This is a genomic window from Streptomyces sp. NPDC041940, assembly GCF_055589465.1.
Window position 1 is genome coordinate 265,007 of sequence record NZ_JBVJBP010000005.1, and the last position, 15,903, is coordinate 280,909.

Genomic DNA, 15,903 nt, shown 5'->3' on the forward strand with positions numbered 1-15,903 from the left:
AGCTACCGATCGGTAATTTTTAGGGGGAGTTCTCGTCCGGGAACTCTGGGCTCGCGCGACGGTCGACCAGCCGTGTATCCGCGGGCCCTTGACGTAGGACGTATATGCATCACCGTATGACGCGGCACGCTGTCGCGTTTCTGATGGCCTTGGCGGTCTTCTTCTGTCCGGGGCTGGGGGAGAAGACCGCTGCGGCGGCCCAGGGAATCGAGAATCGTAAGGCGGCCGTGGGCGCCGCCGAAGAACTCACAGAAATCGTCACGGCCGCAGCCAAGTACTCCGGCTGCAGCGGCAAGCCGCTGCTCGAAAAGCCCGCTTGCTACCGCGAGTTCGCCGACAAGGCGATCCGGGTCGGCGTCGGCGTGGGTGTGGCGGGGTATGTCATCCACCAAGTGCACAAGGACAGCACCCAGCACTTCGCCAACCTCCGCAAGGAACTTGCCGGGTTTGAGGAGCTGAAGAAGGCGGTCGTGCAGGACCCTGCCGCCATCAGCGACCCGGCACTGCGGGCCAAGGCGGAGAAGCAGATCCGCGCCGCCTTCGCCGCTGCGCAGGCGGATGTAGACCACCGGCGGGCGAAGATCAACGAGGCCATCCAGACCGTGGTGGTCCTGGCCGAGGTCACCGTCGCATTCCTGCAAATGATCTTCGCGTTGGCCGCGCTCGTCGGCGATCCGGAGTTCCAGGAGGCGGCGCGCAGCATCAAGACTGGCCTCAAAGGCATGGGTAAGGACCTCGACCGGATCAACGCCGGCCTCGAACAGACGAGTCGCGGCCTCGACACCATGAATGAGGCCATGGCCGAGGTGAACGGCGCGCTGGCCCAGATGAACCGGGGGGTCGACCGCGCCAACAAGGGCATGAAGGAGATGTACCGGGGCATCGCCCAGGCCAACAAGGGCATGGACGAGCTCAACAAGCACGTGCCCGGCATCAAGAAGGGTGCCGAGAAGCTCAAGGAAGTGCCCGGCATTGAGTTCGACTTCTCGCACCTCAAGGACACTTGGGGCTCGGGGACTTCCGGGCTCGACACCGATAAGCAGCAGCGCCGCATGGGACTGCTCATGGACCTGCTGCCCGGCATCGGTGATGGCAAGGGCATCGTCGAGGCGGTCATGGGCAAGGACCTCGCCACCGACGAGGAGTTGAGTGGATTCGAACGGGCCACGGGCGCACTGGTCGTGCTGCGCTGGCTCAAGACGGGAAAGAAGGCCCTCGACGGCGACGACGTGCGGGCCGCCCGCAAGGGCGCGTGTACCTCCGCGAGCGTCACTGACAACAGCTTCCCGGCCGGGACCACGGTCCTCATGGGCGACGGCGGCAGCACGCCGATCGAGCGCGTACACGACGGCGACAAGGTGCTAGCCACCGATCCCGCAACCGGCCTCACCCGGGCGGAGCCTGTGACCGACCTGATTACGGGATCGGGGGAGAAGCGGCTGATCACGCTCGTCGTGGACACCGACGGAGAGGCAGGGGACCGCACCGACACGATCACAGCGACGGACCGCCACCCGTTCTGGACGCCTGGCCCGGGAGTGTGGACCGATGCCGTCGACCTCGCTGCGGGGATGCGACTGCGTACCAGCACGGGCGCGGACGTGGAGGTCACCGCAGTCGGGACGCGCACCGTCGAGCAGACAGTCCACAACCTCACCGTCGCCGGCACCCACACGTACTACGTGCTCGCCGGAAGCACGCCCCTCCTGGTCCACAATGCCAAGAAGAACAAGTGCAGCCTCGAGATTGACCACGTAGGCCAGGTGGACCAGGACTGGGTCACCAAGGGCGCTCACGTCAACATGAAGGACGGCATGGAAGTGGCACTGCGCCCGGACGGCAAGGGCGGCATCCGGGGCGAGGCGATCCGATTGAAGAACGGCACCGCCACGCAGAAGCAGGTCGACGCCGTCATCGCGACGATCAAGTCCGACCCCAAGGTGCGCGCTGACATGATCAGGGTGACGAAGGCCGCCAAGGAGGTCTTCGAGTCCAGCGCCAAGGCTATGAAGGAGGGCCGCAACCCTCAATGGCGCTTCAGTAACGACCGCACAGCCGAACTGCAGGCCCTGATCGAGGCGATGGAGAAGATGTAGATGTCGGACCTGGACTTCTACGCCCACGTCGCCACCCGCGGCGACGTGTTGGGCGTGGGCATCGGCGCGCAGCCCGCCGAGTGGGAGACCAAGCTCGGCGCCGACTTCCTCGACACCGAGGACGGGGACCTGCTGCGCCGGGACTACGGGCTCGTGGAGCTGTCGTTCCAGGAAGAGGGCAGCGCCTGGCCCTGCTTCGGGGTGAGCGTGCAGGTGCATCGTCTGCGGTCGGACACCGAGTCGTCCGTACCGGCAGCCCTGCGCGGCGCGTACGGCGAATTCGCTCCCTCGACGCGCTTCGAAGACCTGGCCGCGGCGATCGTCGGCCTCGGCTCCTCGGTCGAACCCGAACCGGACGACGGCGGCACAACCGGGGACTTTCACCGCTACCGGGTCCGCGAGTCCGGCGTGAGAATCTTCGTCCGCGCGGACGAAGGCGCCCAGGGGCAGGCGGGTGTGGTCTGGAGCCTTAGCGTGTCTCCCTCGTGGTGGCGTGAGGCGGGCTGATCTGGTCCTCGGGGTCGGCGATACCACCAGATGGGCCGACCACCCTGCCAGGTGGTCGGTTCCAAGGATTGCCCGACCCCGGAACGGGCTGCCCCCCTGATCCGTAGCGACGCATGCCGACAGCGATGGCCTGTGAGCCTCAAAGGTTCACCGCTCACCGACCTCATCGCCGTCGCCGAGCGGCACCCGCAGATCGCGGCCATGACCGTGATCCGCCGTGACGGCCACGCCCTGGCGCGCCACGAGGCTGGCGGCGCCGGGCGGGCTTCGTGGGCACTGACCGCGGAACGGCTCCGCCCGTACACCGAGCAGGAGGCTGGCGCGTTCCTCCGCCTCCACCAGGTGCTGCGCCGGGCGCTGCCCCGGCACCGGACCGAGCTGGACGAGATCGCCGCGCTCGCCCGGCCCTTGATGCCGCCTCGGGTGCAGTCGGCCCGGATCGACCGGCCGCACACGCCCATCTGGCCCCTGGTGCTGAGGAGTTCGGGCTACAACTCCCTGAGCGCGTTCAGCCGGAGCCGCGTAGAGGGCGGCGATCCGGTCGGCCTCCTCCGGGTCGGCAGTCGCCAGCTGCGCCTGGTCGGCGAGCGCGGCCTAAACGATCACGTTCGGAAAGCGGATGACGTCTAAGGGGCGAGCCGCCCGGCCTGCCTCCTCGCCGCATCGAGCAGCGCGTCCAGCAGCCCCGGAAACAGCCCCTCCAGATCGTCCCGCCGCAGCCCGTTCATCTTCGCCGTCCCCCGGTAGACCTGCCGGATCACCCCGCTCTCCCGCAGCACCCGGAAGTGATGCGTGGTCGTGGACTTCGTCACCGGCAGGTCGAAACGCGAACAGGACAACTCCCCGCTCTCCGCGGCGAGCTCCCGCACGATCCGCAACCGCATCGGATCGGAGAGCGCGTGCAGCACACCCTCCAGCCGGATCTCGTCGCGCTCGGGATGCGGCAGGGCGCGGCTGCTCACGGCGGGGGACGTCACGGCGACTCCACTTCCTCGGGAACCTCCATAGTACGAGAACCTTCGTAGTTTGACATCCACCGTACTACGATGCCTATCGTACGAGTCGACATCGGCCCCGCGACGAATGGAGTCCGCCGTGACCGCGCTCTTCGAGCCCTACACCCTGCGCGATGTGACCATCCCGAACCGCGTGTGGATGCCCCCCATGTGCCAGTACTCGGCGGCACCGCAGGGCCCGGAGGCGGGCGTCCCGAACGACTGGCACTTCGCGCACTACGCCGCCCGCGCGGCCGGTGGCACGGGCCTGATCATCGTCGAGGCGACCGCGGTGTCCCCGGAGGGCCGCATCTCCCCCTACGACCTCGGCATCTGGAACGACACGCAGGTGGAGGCGTTCCGCCGCATCACCCGCTTCCTGGCCGCACAGGGCACGGTGCCCGCGATCCAGCTCGCACACGCCGGCCGCAAGGCCTCGACGGACCAGCCCTGGAAGGGCGGCGCCCCGGTCGGCCCGGACGCGTACGGGTGGGACTCCGTGGCGCCGAGCCCCCTCGCGTTCGACGAGCGGCATCCGGCCCCGGCGGAGCTGACGGTCGACCAGATCAAGGACACCGTCGGACAGTTCGCGGCCGCGGCCCGCCGCGCCCTCGCCGCCGGTTTCGAGATCGCCGAGATCCACGGCGCCCACGGCTACCTGATCAACGAGTTCCTCTCCCCGTACTCCAACCACCGCACCGACGCCTACGGCGGTTCGTACGAGAACCGCGTCCGCTTCGCCCACGAAGTGGTGGACGCCGTACGGGAGGTGTGGCCCGAGGACAAGCCGCTGTTCTTCCGTATCTCGGCGACCGACTGGCTCGAGGACGACGGCTGGACCGCGGACGACACCGTCCGTTTCGCCGCCGAGCTGCGGGCCCACGGTGTCGACCTGCTGGACGTCTCCAGCGGTGGCAACGCCTCCGGCGCCCGGATCCCCACCGGCCCCGGCTACCAGGTGCCCTTCGCCGCCCGGGTGAAGGCCGAGACGCCCCTGCCGGTCGCCGCGGTGGGGCTGATCACCGACGCCGAGCAGGCCGAGAAGATCCTGGCCAACGGCGAGGCGGACGCGGTCCTGCTGGGCCGGGAGCTGCTGCGCAACCCCTCGTGGGCCCGGCACGCCGCGCGGGAACTCGGCGGTGAGGTCCGGGTGCCGGACCAGTACCACCGGTCGGTCTGACCGGCACCCGGAGCTCGGAGCAGCTGGTGCGTCAACCGGCCGCGCACGCCGTCCCGTTGAGCGTGAACCCGGCCGGAGCGGCGCTGTTGCCGCCATGGCTCGCCTGGTAGCCGATGCTCACACTCGCGCCCGGCGCGATCGTGCCGTTGTACGTCACGTTGGTGGCGGTGACCGTGCCGGACGACGGCGCGTAGGTGGCGCCCCAGCCGCCCGTGACGGTCTGGCCGGCGGGGAGGGTGAAGCCGAGTTTCCAGCCGTTGACGTTCGTCGTACCGGTGTTGGTGAGGGTCAGGGAAGCGGTCAGGCCGGTGTTCCAGGCGTTGACCGTGGACGTCACCTTGCAGGCGCCGGGCTGGGGCTGCGGCGCCGGGCCCGAGCTGTCCAGGCCGAAGAAGGTGAGCACCCGGGACGCCATGCCGTGGGCGTACAGGTTGTGTCCGATGCCCTGGAGGCTGATGGCTTCCACGGGGGCCCGGTCACCGGTGCCGCCGTAGCGGGTGCGGGTCCAGCCGGACTGGGGTGTGTCCGTGGCGGTCGGCGTCTGGCTCACCCCGTGCACGTTCGTCCACTGCTTGATCTGCTCCCCGAAGTTGGGGTAGCGCAGGACGTCGTCCTGGGTGCCGTGCCAGATCTGCATCCGCGGGCGGGGGCCGGTGTAGCCGGGGTACGCGCCCCGGACCAGGTCGCCCCACTCCTTGGGGGTGCGGGTGAGCGTGCCGCCCGAGCAGTCGCTGTTCCACTCGGAGCCGTCGGTGGTGGCGAAGCAGGCGAACGGGACGCCCGAGAAGGCGGCGCCCGCCGCGAACACGTCGGGGTAGTCGCCGAGCAGGACGTTCGTCATCATCGCGCCGGAGGAGATGCCGGTGGCGAACACCCGGCCGGTGTCGGCGTCGTAGGTGCGGGTGACCCAGTCGATCATCGACTTGATGCCGACGGGGTCGCTGCCGCCGCCGCGGCGCAGCGCCTGGGGCGAGGAGACGTCGAAGCACTTGCTGCTGCGGGTGACGGACGGGTAGAGCACGATGAACCCGTACTGGTCGGCCAGCGTGTCGTACTCGGTGCCGTTGTACATGTCCGGTCCCGAGCCGGTGCACCAGTGCACGGCGACCACGACCGCCGGGTTCGGCGTGACGCTCTCCGGCACATACACGTACATCCGCAGATTGCTGGGGTTCGTGCCGAAGTTCGTGACCTCGGTGAGGGCCGCGGCGGGTACGGCCTCCTCGCGTGCCGACCCGCCGGCCGGCTCGCGGGCGGCGGCGGAGGGTGCGGTGAGCACCGTGGCCGCGAGCATCGGCAGCAGCGCGGCGACGAGCGCGAGGAAGATCGACCGCAGCGGTCTCCTCGCCGTGGGGCGGGGGGTGGCAGGCACGTCCGTGTCCTTCCGTTGTGGGGTGCGGCTCGCAGGACGTCGTGCGGCGGTTCAGCAGGTCGGGTTCGTCTGGGTCAGCAGGGCGAGCCGCCAGGGCAGCCGGTAGTACTCGCCCTCGTGAAGGGAAGCAAGCATCCGTCGGCATGGTGACATGCACATGGCTTTCATGGAAGCGCTCCCACAGCGCCCCCGCGACACCCCCCGCCCTGACCAGGAGCGGCCGAATGTGTTCTGCGCGAGGCGTTGACTAGAAAGCGCTTGCCCCCTACGTTCCGTTCAGCAGTGTGACCGCGACCTCCGGGCCGGTCGTACACGGCACGCGCGGTGAACACCATGGCGAACGTCATTCATGTACATGACCGACCTGCACCATGACGGCACCACGAAGGGACGCACCCCACATGCGTACTCCCCCACGCACACGCGTACACAGATCCACCCTGGCTGTCGCCGCCGCGTCCGCGTTGGCGACCGTGGCGGTCCTGGCCGTTCCCCAGCCGGCCGGGGCCGCCGAGACCTCGCCGATCGGGTTCGGCGCGGGGACGACCGGCGGCGGGAGCGCCTCGGCGGTCACCGTCTCCACGCTGAGCGCCTTCAAGTCGGCGGTGACCGGCAACTCGGCCAAGGTCGTGAGGGTCAACGGGCTGATCTCGCTGAGCGGTCAGGTCGACATCGGCTCCAACACGACGGTCCTGGGCGTGGGTTCCGCGTCCGGGTTCACCGGCGGCGGACTGCGGCTGAAGAAGGTCTCGAACGTCGTCGTCCGCAACCTGAACATCAGCAAGCCGGTCGCGCCCGCCGACGGCATCACCGTCGAGGCGTCCACCAAGGTCTGGATCGACCACAACTCCTTCTCGGCCGACCGCGATCACGACAAGGACCACTACGACGGTCTGCTGGACGTCAACCACGGCGCGGACAACGTCACGGTGTCCTGGAACACCTTCAAGAACCACTTCAAGGGCTCGCTCGTCGGCCACAGCGACAACAACGCGAGCGAGGACACCGGCAAGCTGAGGGTGACGTACCACCACAACCACTTCGCCAACGTGTACTCGCGCATCCCCAGCCTGCGCTTCGGCACCGGGCACTTCTACAACAACTACGTCGAGGGCGCCGACACCGCCTGCCACTCGCGCATGGGCGCCCAGATGCTGGTCGAGAACAACGTCTTCCGCTCGACGAAGATCGCGGTCACCACGAACCGCAGCAGCGACGTCGACGGATACGCCAACCTGCGCGGCAACGACCTCGGCGGAGCCGCGACCGAGGTCTCGCGCGTCGGCAGCTTCACCAGCCCGCCGTACGGCTACTCGGCGGAGCCGGCCTCGTCCGTCGTCACCTCGGTGACGTCGGGTGCGGGCGCAGGAAGGCTCTGACACCCCGTCCACCCGGACACGCCCCACCTCCCTCCCCCACTCACTCGACAGAAGGAATCGGGACATGACTTCTGCGACACGTCCGCGCGCCCGCAGGCGCGCGCTGACCGGTGCGCTGGCCACCCTCGGCCTCTCGGTTGGCATGATCATGACTACCAACGCGCCCACGGCGAGCGCCGCGACCTGGCCGACCCCCAACGGCAGCCAGGGCACCTCCACCACCATCCCCGTCTCCGGCACCAAGGACTACGGGATGAAGCGGTACTACGGGACCGGAGCACTGGCCGGTGACGGCCAGGAGGAGGGCCAGGACCCGATCTTCAAGCTCGCGGACGGCGCGGTGCTGAAGAACGTCATCCTCGGCGCCCCCGCGGCCGACGGCGTCCACTGCGAGGGCAGCTGCACGCTGCAGAACGTCTGGTGGGAGGACGTCGGCGAGGACGCCGCCACCTTCCGCGGCGGCAACGGCGCCACCTACCAGGTGATCGGCGGCGGTGCGAAGAAGGCGGCGGACAAGGTCTTCCAGCACAACGGCGGCGGCACGCTGAACATCTCCAACTTCGCGGTGCAGGAGTTCAAGACGCTCTACCGCTCCTGCGGCGACTGCTCCACGCAGTACACGCGCAAGGTCAACCTCAGCAACATCGACGTGACCGGCACGGGCTCCACCGCGCGCATCGTCGGCATCAACGTCAACCGCAACGACGCGGCGACGCTGCGGGGCATCACGATCCGCAACGACTCCGGCCGCAAGGTCGTCCCCTGCCAGAAGTACAACAACAACACCGCTGTGGGGTCGGGACCCGACAGCAAGAACTGCCTGTACTCCACCTCGGACGTCACCTACAGGTAGACCCCCCACGGTGAAGGCGGCCGTGCGCGGCGTCCCGGCGGGCGCCACGCACGGCCGTCCGCGTCATGCGCCCCGCACGCGCGCGCGGACCTCCCCGGTCAGCTCCCGCTGGTAGTCGGTGTAGGTCAGGCGCAGTTCGGCGCCGGGCCAGTCAGGGGGCAGGAGTCCGGGCGGCAGGACCGGATCGGCCAGCAGGTGCCGTACGACGGCGGCGAAGGCGGCCAGGCGATCGGCCGGGCGGTGTGCGTCGGCGATGTGGGCGAGCAGCGCGCGGGCCGTGGCCGGCCAGGTGTCCAGCGGCCACAGGGACGCGGCCAGGTCGCGCGGGGGCCGGCCGGGGCGGGCCGTGTAGTGCTGGGCCACCTGGTCCAGATCGCCGGGGAGGGCACGGTCCAGGTTGGCGGGCCGGAGCCAGACCCCCTCGCGGAGTTCGGCGAGACGGAGGGCCGTCAGCCGGGCCCGCAGGTCCGCGCGTTCGGCGGGTCCGCGCCCCGTCGCGGTGATCACGACCATCTCCCAGTCGCCGTCCCACGCGCGCGTACGCGGGTGCACGGCGTCGTCCTGGCGGCGCTGGCGTTCCAGCAGCCGGTCGCTGAGCCGGTAGCCGGTGTCCGTGCGCCGCAGGTCACCGGCGGCCACCATCCGGCTGAGCGCCGCCCGCAGCGTGGAGCCGCCGACGTCGAAGCCCTCCACGAGCCGCACGAGTTCCCTGACCGGTACTTCGGGGGGATGCGTCCCGAGCAGCAGGCTCAGTACGACCGACCGCGCGGACAGGGGGCGCAGGTCGAGCGCGAAGGGCCGCGCCGGGACGTTCATCGGCATGGTCACGTACTGTACGCGGCGGCATGCGGTGTTGCAGTATTGCTGCGACCGCAGACAGAGTGCAACACTCGATGCATGGTCTCGACACTCGACGAACAGCACGCGTACGGCGGACCCGCCACGCACGACGTCACCAACCAGGCCCCGCCCCTCACCCCGTACGACGCCGCCGACGACACGGCCCTGCTGGAAGGGCTGCGGCGCGAGGGCGCCGGATGGGCCGAGGAGGAACTGCGCCGGCTCGGCAGGCGGGCCGGCAGCGCCCAGGCGCAGGAGTGGGCCGATCTGGCCAATCGTCACGAGCCGGAGCTGCGCACGCACGACCGGTACGGCAACCGCGTGGACGAGGTCGAGTTCCACCCGAGCTGGCACCATCTGATGCGCACCGCCATCACGGAGGGACTGGCCGCGTCACCCTGGGCGGACGACAGGCCCGGCGCGCATGTCGCCCGGTCCGCCGGCGGACTGGTCTGGGGGCACACCGAGGCCGGCCACGGCTGTCCGACGTCGATGACCTACGCGGCGGTCCCCGCGCTGCGCAGGCAGCCGGAGCTGGCGAAGGTCTACGAGCCGCTGCTGACGAGCCGGGAGTACGAGCCCGGGCTCCGGGTGCCCACGGAGAAGCGGGGCCTGCTGGCGGGCATGGGGATGACCGAGAAGCAGGGCGGCTCGGACGTCCGGACGAACACCACGACGGCCACGCCCACGGCCGAGCCCGGGGTGTACACCCTGCGCGGGCACAAGTGGTTCACCTCGGCGCCGATGTGCGACGTGTTCCTCGTGCTGGCGCAGGCCCCGGGCGGCCTGTCCTGCTTCCTGGTGCCTCGCGTGCTGCCCGACGGCACCCGCAACACCTTCCGCATCCAGCGGCTGAAGGACAAGCTGGGCAACCGCTCCAACGCCTCCTCGGAGCCCGAGTTCGACGGGACCGTGGCCTGGCTGGTCGGGCCCGAGGGCCACGGCGTCAAGACCATCATCGAGATGGTCAACTGCACGCGTCTCGACTGCGTGACGATGTCGGCCGCGCTGATGCGCAAGTCCCTCGTCGAGGCGGGGCACCACGCGCGGCACCGCAGCGCGTTCGGCGCCCGGCTGCTGGACCAGCCGCTGATGCGCAATGTGCTGGCCGATCTGGCGCTGGAGTCAGAGGCCGCCACCACGCTCACCCTGCGGCTCGCCGGGGCGGCCGACCGGGCGGTCCGCGGAGACGACGCGGACGGGGCGGAGGCCGCGTTCCGCCGGATCGCCACCGCCGTCGGCAAGTACTGGGTGACCAAGCGGGGCCCGGCCTTCACCGCGGAGGCCCTGGAGTGCCTCGGCGGCAACGGCTACGTAGAGGACTCGGGCATGCCCCGGCACTACCGTGAGGCTCCCCTGCTGTCGATCTGGGAGGGCTCGGGGAACGTCAACGCCCTCGACGTGCTGCGGGCGCTGAGCCGCGAACCGGGCACCGCCGAGGCGCTGTTCGGCGAGCTGGACCTCGCCCGGGGCGGGGACGCCCGGCTGGACGCGGCCGTGACCCGGCTCAGGAACGGGCTGCCCGAGGCGTCGCAGACGACGGCCCGCCGGTTCGTGGAGCAGATGGCCCTGACGCTCCAGGCCTCCCTCCTAGTCCGGCACGCCCCGCCGGCGGTCGCCGACGCGTTCTGCGCGACCCGGCTCGGGGGCGACTGGGGGCAGGCGTTCGGGACTCTGCCGGAGACGGCGGGCCTCGACGCGATCCTGGAGCGGGCGTTGCCCGACGGCGACTGACCCGTCGTCGGCCAACCGGCGCACAGTTCGCGCACAGTCATCTCCCGATTCCGCTTGGTTGTCAGTGCCGTGGTGCAGACTCCCCGTCAGTTGGTACTTCGCCTGGGGAGGACAACGTGTTCAGGGGGATCGACGAGGTCGACTGGGCCTCGCTGCGGCATGCGTACGGCAGCGCGGAGGACGTGCCCGGACTACTGCGGGGACTGGCCTCCGCCGACCCGGCCGAGCGGGAGAGCGCGCTCGACGGGATGTACCGCGCCGTGCACCACCAGGGAGGCGTGTACGACGCGACCCTCGCCTGTGTTCCGTTTCTCCTCGCGCTCGCCGTCCGCGAGGAGGTGCGGGACCGGGCGGGGGTCGTGGAACTCCTCGTCAGCATCGGCGACATCGCAGGTCACGGGGGCGCCTCGGAGGAAGACGCCGCGAGAGCCGTTGCCGCCCTGCACGCGGGTGCCGATGTCTTCGTCCGGCTCGCACGGGACGCGGACGCCGGGGTTCGCCGGGCGGCTCCGGGCGCGTTCGTGCGGTTCCTCGGCCCACCGGACCGTGTGCTCGCCCTGTTGCGGGAGCGGATCACCGTGGAGCGGGACGACCGGGTGCTGCTCGCCCTGGCCGCGAGCCTGGGCCTGTTCGTGGAGCGGCACCAGGGGCATGCCTCGGAGGCGGTGGACCTGCTGGCGGAGTTGAGCCGGCCGCCGTACGGGCCTGGGCTGCGGCTCGCCGCGCTCGGCCAGCTGGCGGGATGCGCGCCGGAGCTGCTTCCCGCCAATCTCGTACCGGCCGTCGTCCGGCTGCTCAGGGACAGATCCGGGGAGCACACCCGCACCTGGCGCGCGGGCGACCGTCCCGGCCCGGACACGCTCGCCGACCGGCTGCGGCGCCTGCGCCCCTCCGACGAGGAGGGTTCCCAGCTGATGCGGACGCTGCACTCCGCGCTCGGCAGCCGGGTCACCGACCGGGTCGCCCTGCTGTGCGGGCAGTTGACCAGCCCGGATCCCCTCGACCGGTGCAACGCCGTGTGGATGTCGGCCGGGCTGTTCCGCGAGTGGCGTACGAGCGGCGCGGAGCCGGTCGCCCTCATCGGTGGCCAACTGGGCGCCGATGAGGGCAGGTTGCATGATGCGGCGGTCGCCGTCCTGGTGGAGCTCTTCGAGCTGGCCGCTCCGGCGGCGGACCATCTCCACGCGCTGGTGACCTGCCGTCCCGAGTTTCGCGTCCGGCACGGGGAGCGGGGTGCGCCGACGCTGGGCGGTCCGCTCAGGGCCCTGGCCGGGACGGGGGATCCTCGGGCCACGCCGGTGCTGTCCGAGGTGCTGGCCGGTCCGGTCGTGCCGGACGACCTGGGCTACGCGATACCCCACCTGGGGCCGGCCGCCTTGCCGCTCGCCCCCGCTCTGCGGCGCCGGCTCGCCCGCGTTCCGCTCGACGGCCCCGGCACATACGACCGGGCCGCTCCCCTGCTGTCGGCACTCACCGCGCTGGGCGACGCCGAGTCCCTACCGGCGGTGGTACGCCTGCTGCGCGGCATGCCGGACGGGCCGCGGCCGCGCGACGCCGTCACGCGGGCGGCGGTCCGTGCCCTCGGCGCGTTCGGCGGCGCCGCCTACGAGGCGATACCGGATCTGCGCGGACTGCTGGAGACGGACCACGCCGTCGCGGCAGCGGAAGCGCTGTGGTCGATCACGGGCGGGCCGGATGCCGTGGTGCCCGTGCTGCTCCGGGAGTTGACGGACACCGGCGGCGACCTGCGGCGCCGCGCGGCCGCCGCGGACGCGCTCGCACGACTGGGGCCGGCGGCCCGTCCGGCCCTGGCCGGGCTGCGGCGGCTGGCCGGCTCCGGCGGCGTACGGGAGCGGGCCACGGCCGCGTGCGCGGTGTGGCGGATCGCCGGTGAGCCCGAGCGGTTCCTTCCCGTACTCCGCTCCGCGTGGGCGGAGGACCCGCGCACCCGCACGACGGTCGCCGGGTGCGTGGCGGCCCTGGGGCCCGCGGGAGCACCCCTGCACGACCTGCTCCGGGCGGAGCTCGCGTCCCCGCGGCGGCACCGGGCCGACGTCCGCGGCTACGGCGGCAGCGACATCCACGAGGACGAGGGGTTGCTGCGGGTGTGCCGGGAGGCGCTGACCGGGGTGGGGCACCGATAGGTGAGATCCTTCAGCGGCCTCCGAGGGCCTCACCCCGTCGTCCGTCCCCACATCGGCCCGAAGCGGGACCACTCGGCGTCCCACTGGTCCATGCGGAGGCGTTCCAGCCGACGGCGCAGGGCACGGCCGCCGACCAGCGGCAGGGTCGCGGCGCCGATGCCCGCCACGCTGCCGATCAGGAAGGCCCTTGCCTCGGCCTGGGACTCGTTGACGGGGCGGGTCACCTGGCGGCCCTCGGGGTCCGTCCACACCGTGACCGGTGTCCCGGCGGCGCTGCCCGCCGCGACCCGGAGCTGTCCGGAGTGCGCGGAGCCGTCCTCAGCGGTCCATGTCGCCTTCGCCCACACCTGCTCGGTACGGGACACGCCGCCGCTCTCGGAGGCCCTCCCGGGAGCCCGCTCGTCGAGCCGGGCCACGAGCGGCCGCCACTCGACGCGCTCCCGGGCCAGCCCGTCCTCGACGGACCGGCTCACCGTCGTGCCGGCCAGCATCCCGACGAACGCGGTGAGCGTCCACACGCCCAGCACGACCCAGGCCTCGACCCTGTCGGCGCGGCGCTTGAGCGGATTGCGCCGCCAGCGCCACAGCCACACCTTCGGACCTCGTAACGCCATCGAAGGCATCCTCCTCATGAGCGCATGACCATCCCGCTGCCCTCTGCATACGGAAGACGGCCCCTGGATGCTCACTGCACGTACTCCGACGTGACGGCCCCCACGTCGCCCGGTCCCTGCGGGGGCCCTGAGGATCGTGGTCCGCCGAACCCCGCGGCAGCCCCCGACACCCGCCTGACCTGCACCGGAGCGGTTCCGGAGGTGACTGTCAGTGGTGGGGTGCAGACTGGCCGGTGTCAGAGACGAGGGCGTCAAAGGCGACGCCGCGGAGGTGATCGGCATGGCCGAGGTACTGCTGGCCGTGGGCACGCGCAAAGGCCTGTTCATCGGGCGCCGGCGGGGTGCCGGCGCCTGGGAGTTCGACGAGAGCCCCTACTTCAACGCGCAGGCCGTGTACTCGGTCGCCGTCGACACCCGGGGCGCGACCCCTCGGCTGCTGGCCGGCGGCGACAGCGCGCACTGGGGCCCGTCCGTGTTCCACTCCGACGATCTCGGCCGCACCTGGACCGAACCGGCGCACCCCGCGGTCAAGTTCCCCAAGGACACCGGGGCGTCCCTGGAGCGGGTGTGGCAACTGCACCCGGCCGCCGCCGAGCCGGACGTGGTGTACGCGGGTACGGAACCGGCCGCGCTGTACCGCTCGGAGGACCGCGGGGAGACGTTCGAGCTGGTCCGGCCCCTGTGGGAGCACCCCACGCGGTCGAAGTGGGTGCCGGGCGGCGGCGGTGAGGGCCTGCACACCGTGCTCACCGACGCGCGCGACCCGAAGGCCGTGACGGTCGCCGTCTCGACCGCCGGCGTGTTCCGCACGCTGGACGGCGGCGCCAGCTGGGCTCCCTCCAACTCGGGTGTCTCGGCGGTGTTCCTGCCCGACCCGAACCCGGAGTTCGGCCAGTGCGTGCACAAGGTCGCGCGGGACGCGGCGGCCCCGGACCGGCTGTACCTGCAGAACCACTGGGGGGTGTACCGCAGCGACGACGCGGGCGCGCGCTGGACGGACATCGGCGAGGGCCTGCCGTCCACCTTCGGTTTCGCCGCGGCCGCGCACCCGCACAGAGGTGACACGGCGTATGTGTTCCCGATCAACGCCGACGCCGATCGGGTCCCGGCCGACCACCGGTGCCGCGTCTACCGGACGGCGGACGCGGGCAGGAGCTGGGAGCCGCTCTCGGCGGGACTGCCCCAGGAGGACCACTACGGCACGGTGTTGCGCGACGCGCTCTGCACGGACGACGGCGATCCGGCGGGCGTCTACTTCGGCAACCGCAACGGCGAGGTGTTCGCGTCCGCGGACGACGGCGACACCTGGCGGCAGCTCGCCTCACATCTGCCGGACGTGCTGTGCGTGCGGGCCGCGATCGTCGGATGAGGCGAGAAGGAAGACCGCGCACACCATGACGGGCGCTCAGGTATGCGCCATTCGCCTTGGACCTGGACGGTGCCTCCAGGGGCGATCGGTCAGATGTGTGGTGCTGTCGCCCGGATGCCGGCGAGCACCACGCCGACGATGCGTTCCGCGTCCGCTCTGGTGAACGGGCGCATGCCGCGGTTGACGATCAGGTGGACCGGGCCGGAAATCATCTCGCCGAGGAAGGAGCTGTCGACCGGGGGGAGTTCGCCCCGGTCGACGGCGGTGTCCACCCGTCGCTGCAGGGCGGCCACGCGCTGGTCGAGGATCTTGGTCAGCGCCTCGACGGTGGCGCTCTGGCGGGCGGGCTGCAGGGCCTGTTCGAGCGTCCGGCCGAACGGCGATTCCATGCCGCCGGCGAGGGCCAGCAGGAAGTCCGCCAGGTCCCGGTGGAGGTCGCCGGTGTCGGCGACCGAGGCGAGATCCTCGGCGTAGCGCAGCAGGGCTTCGACCACCAGTTCCTCGCGGTCGGGCCAGTTGCGGTAGACGCTGGTCTTGTGCACGCCGGCGAACTCGGCGACCTCCTCGTAGCGGAACCCCGCGATGCCGTCGCGTGCCACGAGTTCGACCGTCGCGGCGAGGATCTGCGCTCTCACCCGCGCGTTGCGGCCACCGGGGCGCCGTGCGGGCGACCGGTCAGCGGTCCCGTCGGCCATCGCCGCGCTCACCTCCTGTTTCTCTGCTCGGGTGCCGATTGTCGGCAGGTGCGGCGTTGCGGTGCAAGCCGGTCGTCAGTAAGCTCGCTAAAAGCGACAGCCTGTTTCTTTAAGAGATCGGTCAC

14 protein-coding genes are annotated in these 15,903 nt (G+C 71.2%); 9 read left to right on the top strand and 5 right to left on the bottom strand.

The window, feature by feature from the left end; all coding sequences use genetic code 11:
- Positions 1–116 precede the first annotated feature (116 nt).
- From ACZ6I3_RS12215 to ACZ6I3_RS12225, 3 genes are all read left to right on the top strand, one after another.
- Complete coding sequence (locus ACZ6I3_RS12215) at positions 117–2,096, top strand: polymorphic toxin-type HINT domain-containing protein (protein ID WP_469413976.1); 1,980 nt, start codon at positions 117–119, stop codon at positions 2,094–2,096.
- A complete protein-coding gene (locus tag ACZ6I3_RS12220) occupies positions 2,097–2,603 on the top strand; it encodes a hypothetical protein (RefSeq protein WP_399015267.1) in 507 nt (168 codons plus the stop codon). It begins immediately after the preceding gene.
- Positions 2,604–2,735: 132 nt separating this feature from the next.
- Complete coding sequence (locus ACZ6I3_RS12225) at positions 2,736–3,233, top strand: hypothetical protein (protein WP_469413977.1); 498 nt, start codon at positions 2,736–2,738, stop codon at positions 3,231–3,233.
- On the opposite strand, the gene ACZ6I3_RS12230 is transcribed toward ACZ6I3_RS12225, so the two are convergent.
- Entirely contained in the window at positions 3,230–3,580 is a 351-nt protein-coding gene (locus ACZ6I3_RS12230) for an ArsR/SmtB family transcription factor (RefSeq protein ID WP_469413978.1), read from the bottom strand. The two genes, ACZ6I3_RS12225 and ACZ6I3_RS12230, sit on opposite strands and share 4 nt — an antisense overlap.
- Positions 3,581–3,698: 118 nt before the next feature.
- Here ACZ6I3_RS12230 and ACZ6I3_RS12235 point away from each other — a divergent pair, with 118 nt between their 5' ends.
- Positions 3,699–4,778, top strand: a complete 1,080-nt coding sequence (locus ACZ6I3_RS12235) for an NADH:flavin oxidoreductase/NADH oxidase (protein ID WP_469413980.1) — start codon at positions 3,699–3,701, stop codon at positions 4,776–4,778.
- Positions 4,779–4,809: 31 nt separating this feature from the next.
- Here ACZ6I3_RS12235 and ACZ6I3_RS12240 read toward each other — a convergent pair whose 3' ends face one another.
- Positions 4,810–6,105, bottom strand: coding sequence for an extracellular catalytic domain type 1 short-chain-length polyhydroxyalkanoate depolymerase (locus ACZ6I3_RS12240; protein ID WP_469414089.1), 1,296 nt, complete (start codon positions 6,103–6,105; stop codon positions 4,810–4,812).
- Between the two features lie 446 nt (positions 6,106–6,551).
- On the opposite strand from ACZ6I3_RS12240, the gene ACZ6I3_RS12245 reads away from it, so the two are divergent.
- Both ACZ6I3_RS12245 and ACZ6I3_RS12250 read left to right on the top strand, forming a co-directional pair.
- A complete protein-coding gene (locus ACZ6I3_RS12245; protein ID WP_469413981.1) occupies positions 6,552–7,529 on the top strand; it encodes a pectate lyase family protein in 978 nt (325 codons plus the stop codon).
- Positions 7,530–7,593: 64 nt separating this feature from the next.
- Positions 7,594–8,382, top strand: a complete 789-nt coding sequence (locus ACZ6I3_RS12250; RefSeq protein WP_469413982.1) for a pectate lyase — start codon at positions 7,594–7,596, stop codon at positions 8,380–8,382.
- A 63-nt stretch (positions 8,383–8,445) separates the two neighbouring features.
- Here the strand turns inward: ACZ6I3_RS12250 and ACZ6I3_RS12255 are convergent, their stop codons facing one another.
- Positions 8,446–9,204: a PaaX family transcriptional regulator C-terminal domain-containing protein gene (locus tag ACZ6I3_RS12255; RefSeq protein ID WP_469413984.1), complete on the bottom strand. Its 759-nt coding sequence runs from the start codon at positions 9,202–9,204 to the stop codon at positions 8,446–8,448.
- A gap of 75 nt (positions 9,205–9,279) precedes the next feature.
- Here ACZ6I3_RS12255 and ACZ6I3_RS12260 point away from each other — a divergent pair, with 75 nt between their 5' ends.
- Together ACZ6I3_RS12260 and ACZ6I3_RS12265 are read left to right on the top strand one after the other, a co-directional pair.
- Positions 9,280–10,956: an acyl-CoA dehydrogenase family protein gene (locus ACZ6I3_RS12260; protein WP_469413986.1), complete on the top strand. Its 1,677-nt coding sequence runs from the start codon at positions 9,280–9,282 to the stop codon at positions 10,954–10,956.
- A 116-nt stretch (positions 10,957–11,072) separates the two neighbouring features.
- A complete protein-coding gene (locus ACZ6I3_RS12265; protein WP_469413988.1) occupies positions 11,073–13,100 on the top strand; it encodes a HEAT repeat domain-containing protein in 2,028 nt (675 codons plus the stop codon).
- A gap of 29 nt (positions 13,101–13,129) precedes the next feature.
- Here the strand turns inward: ACZ6I3_RS12265 and ACZ6I3_RS12270 are convergent, their stop codons facing one another.
- Entirely contained in the window at positions 13,130–13,714 is a 585-nt protein-coding gene (locus ACZ6I3_RS12270; RefSeq protein ID WP_469413990.1) for an Rv1733c family protein, read from the bottom strand.
- Between the two features lie 211 nt (positions 13,715–13,925).
- Here ACZ6I3_RS12270 and ACZ6I3_RS12275 point away from each other — a divergent pair, with 211 nt between their 5' ends.
- Positions 13,926–15,083 (top strand): WD40/YVTN/BNR-like repeat-containing protein, encoded by a 1,158-nt coding sequence (locus ACZ6I3_RS12275; RefSeq protein WP_469413992.1) that lies wholly within the window; start codon positions 13,926–13,928, stop codon positions 15,081–15,083.
- Positions 15,084–15,172: 89 nt separating this feature from the next.
- Here the strand turns inward: ACZ6I3_RS12275 and ACZ6I3_RS12280 are convergent, their stop codons facing one another.
- On the bottom strand, positions 15,173–15,778 hold the full coding sequence (locus tag ACZ6I3_RS12280) for a TetR/AcrR family transcriptional regulator (RefSeq protein ID WP_469413994.1): 606 nt from the start codon (positions 15,776–15,778) through the stop codon (positions 15,173–15,175).
- Between the last annotated feature and the right edge of the window lie 125 nt (positions 15,779–15,903).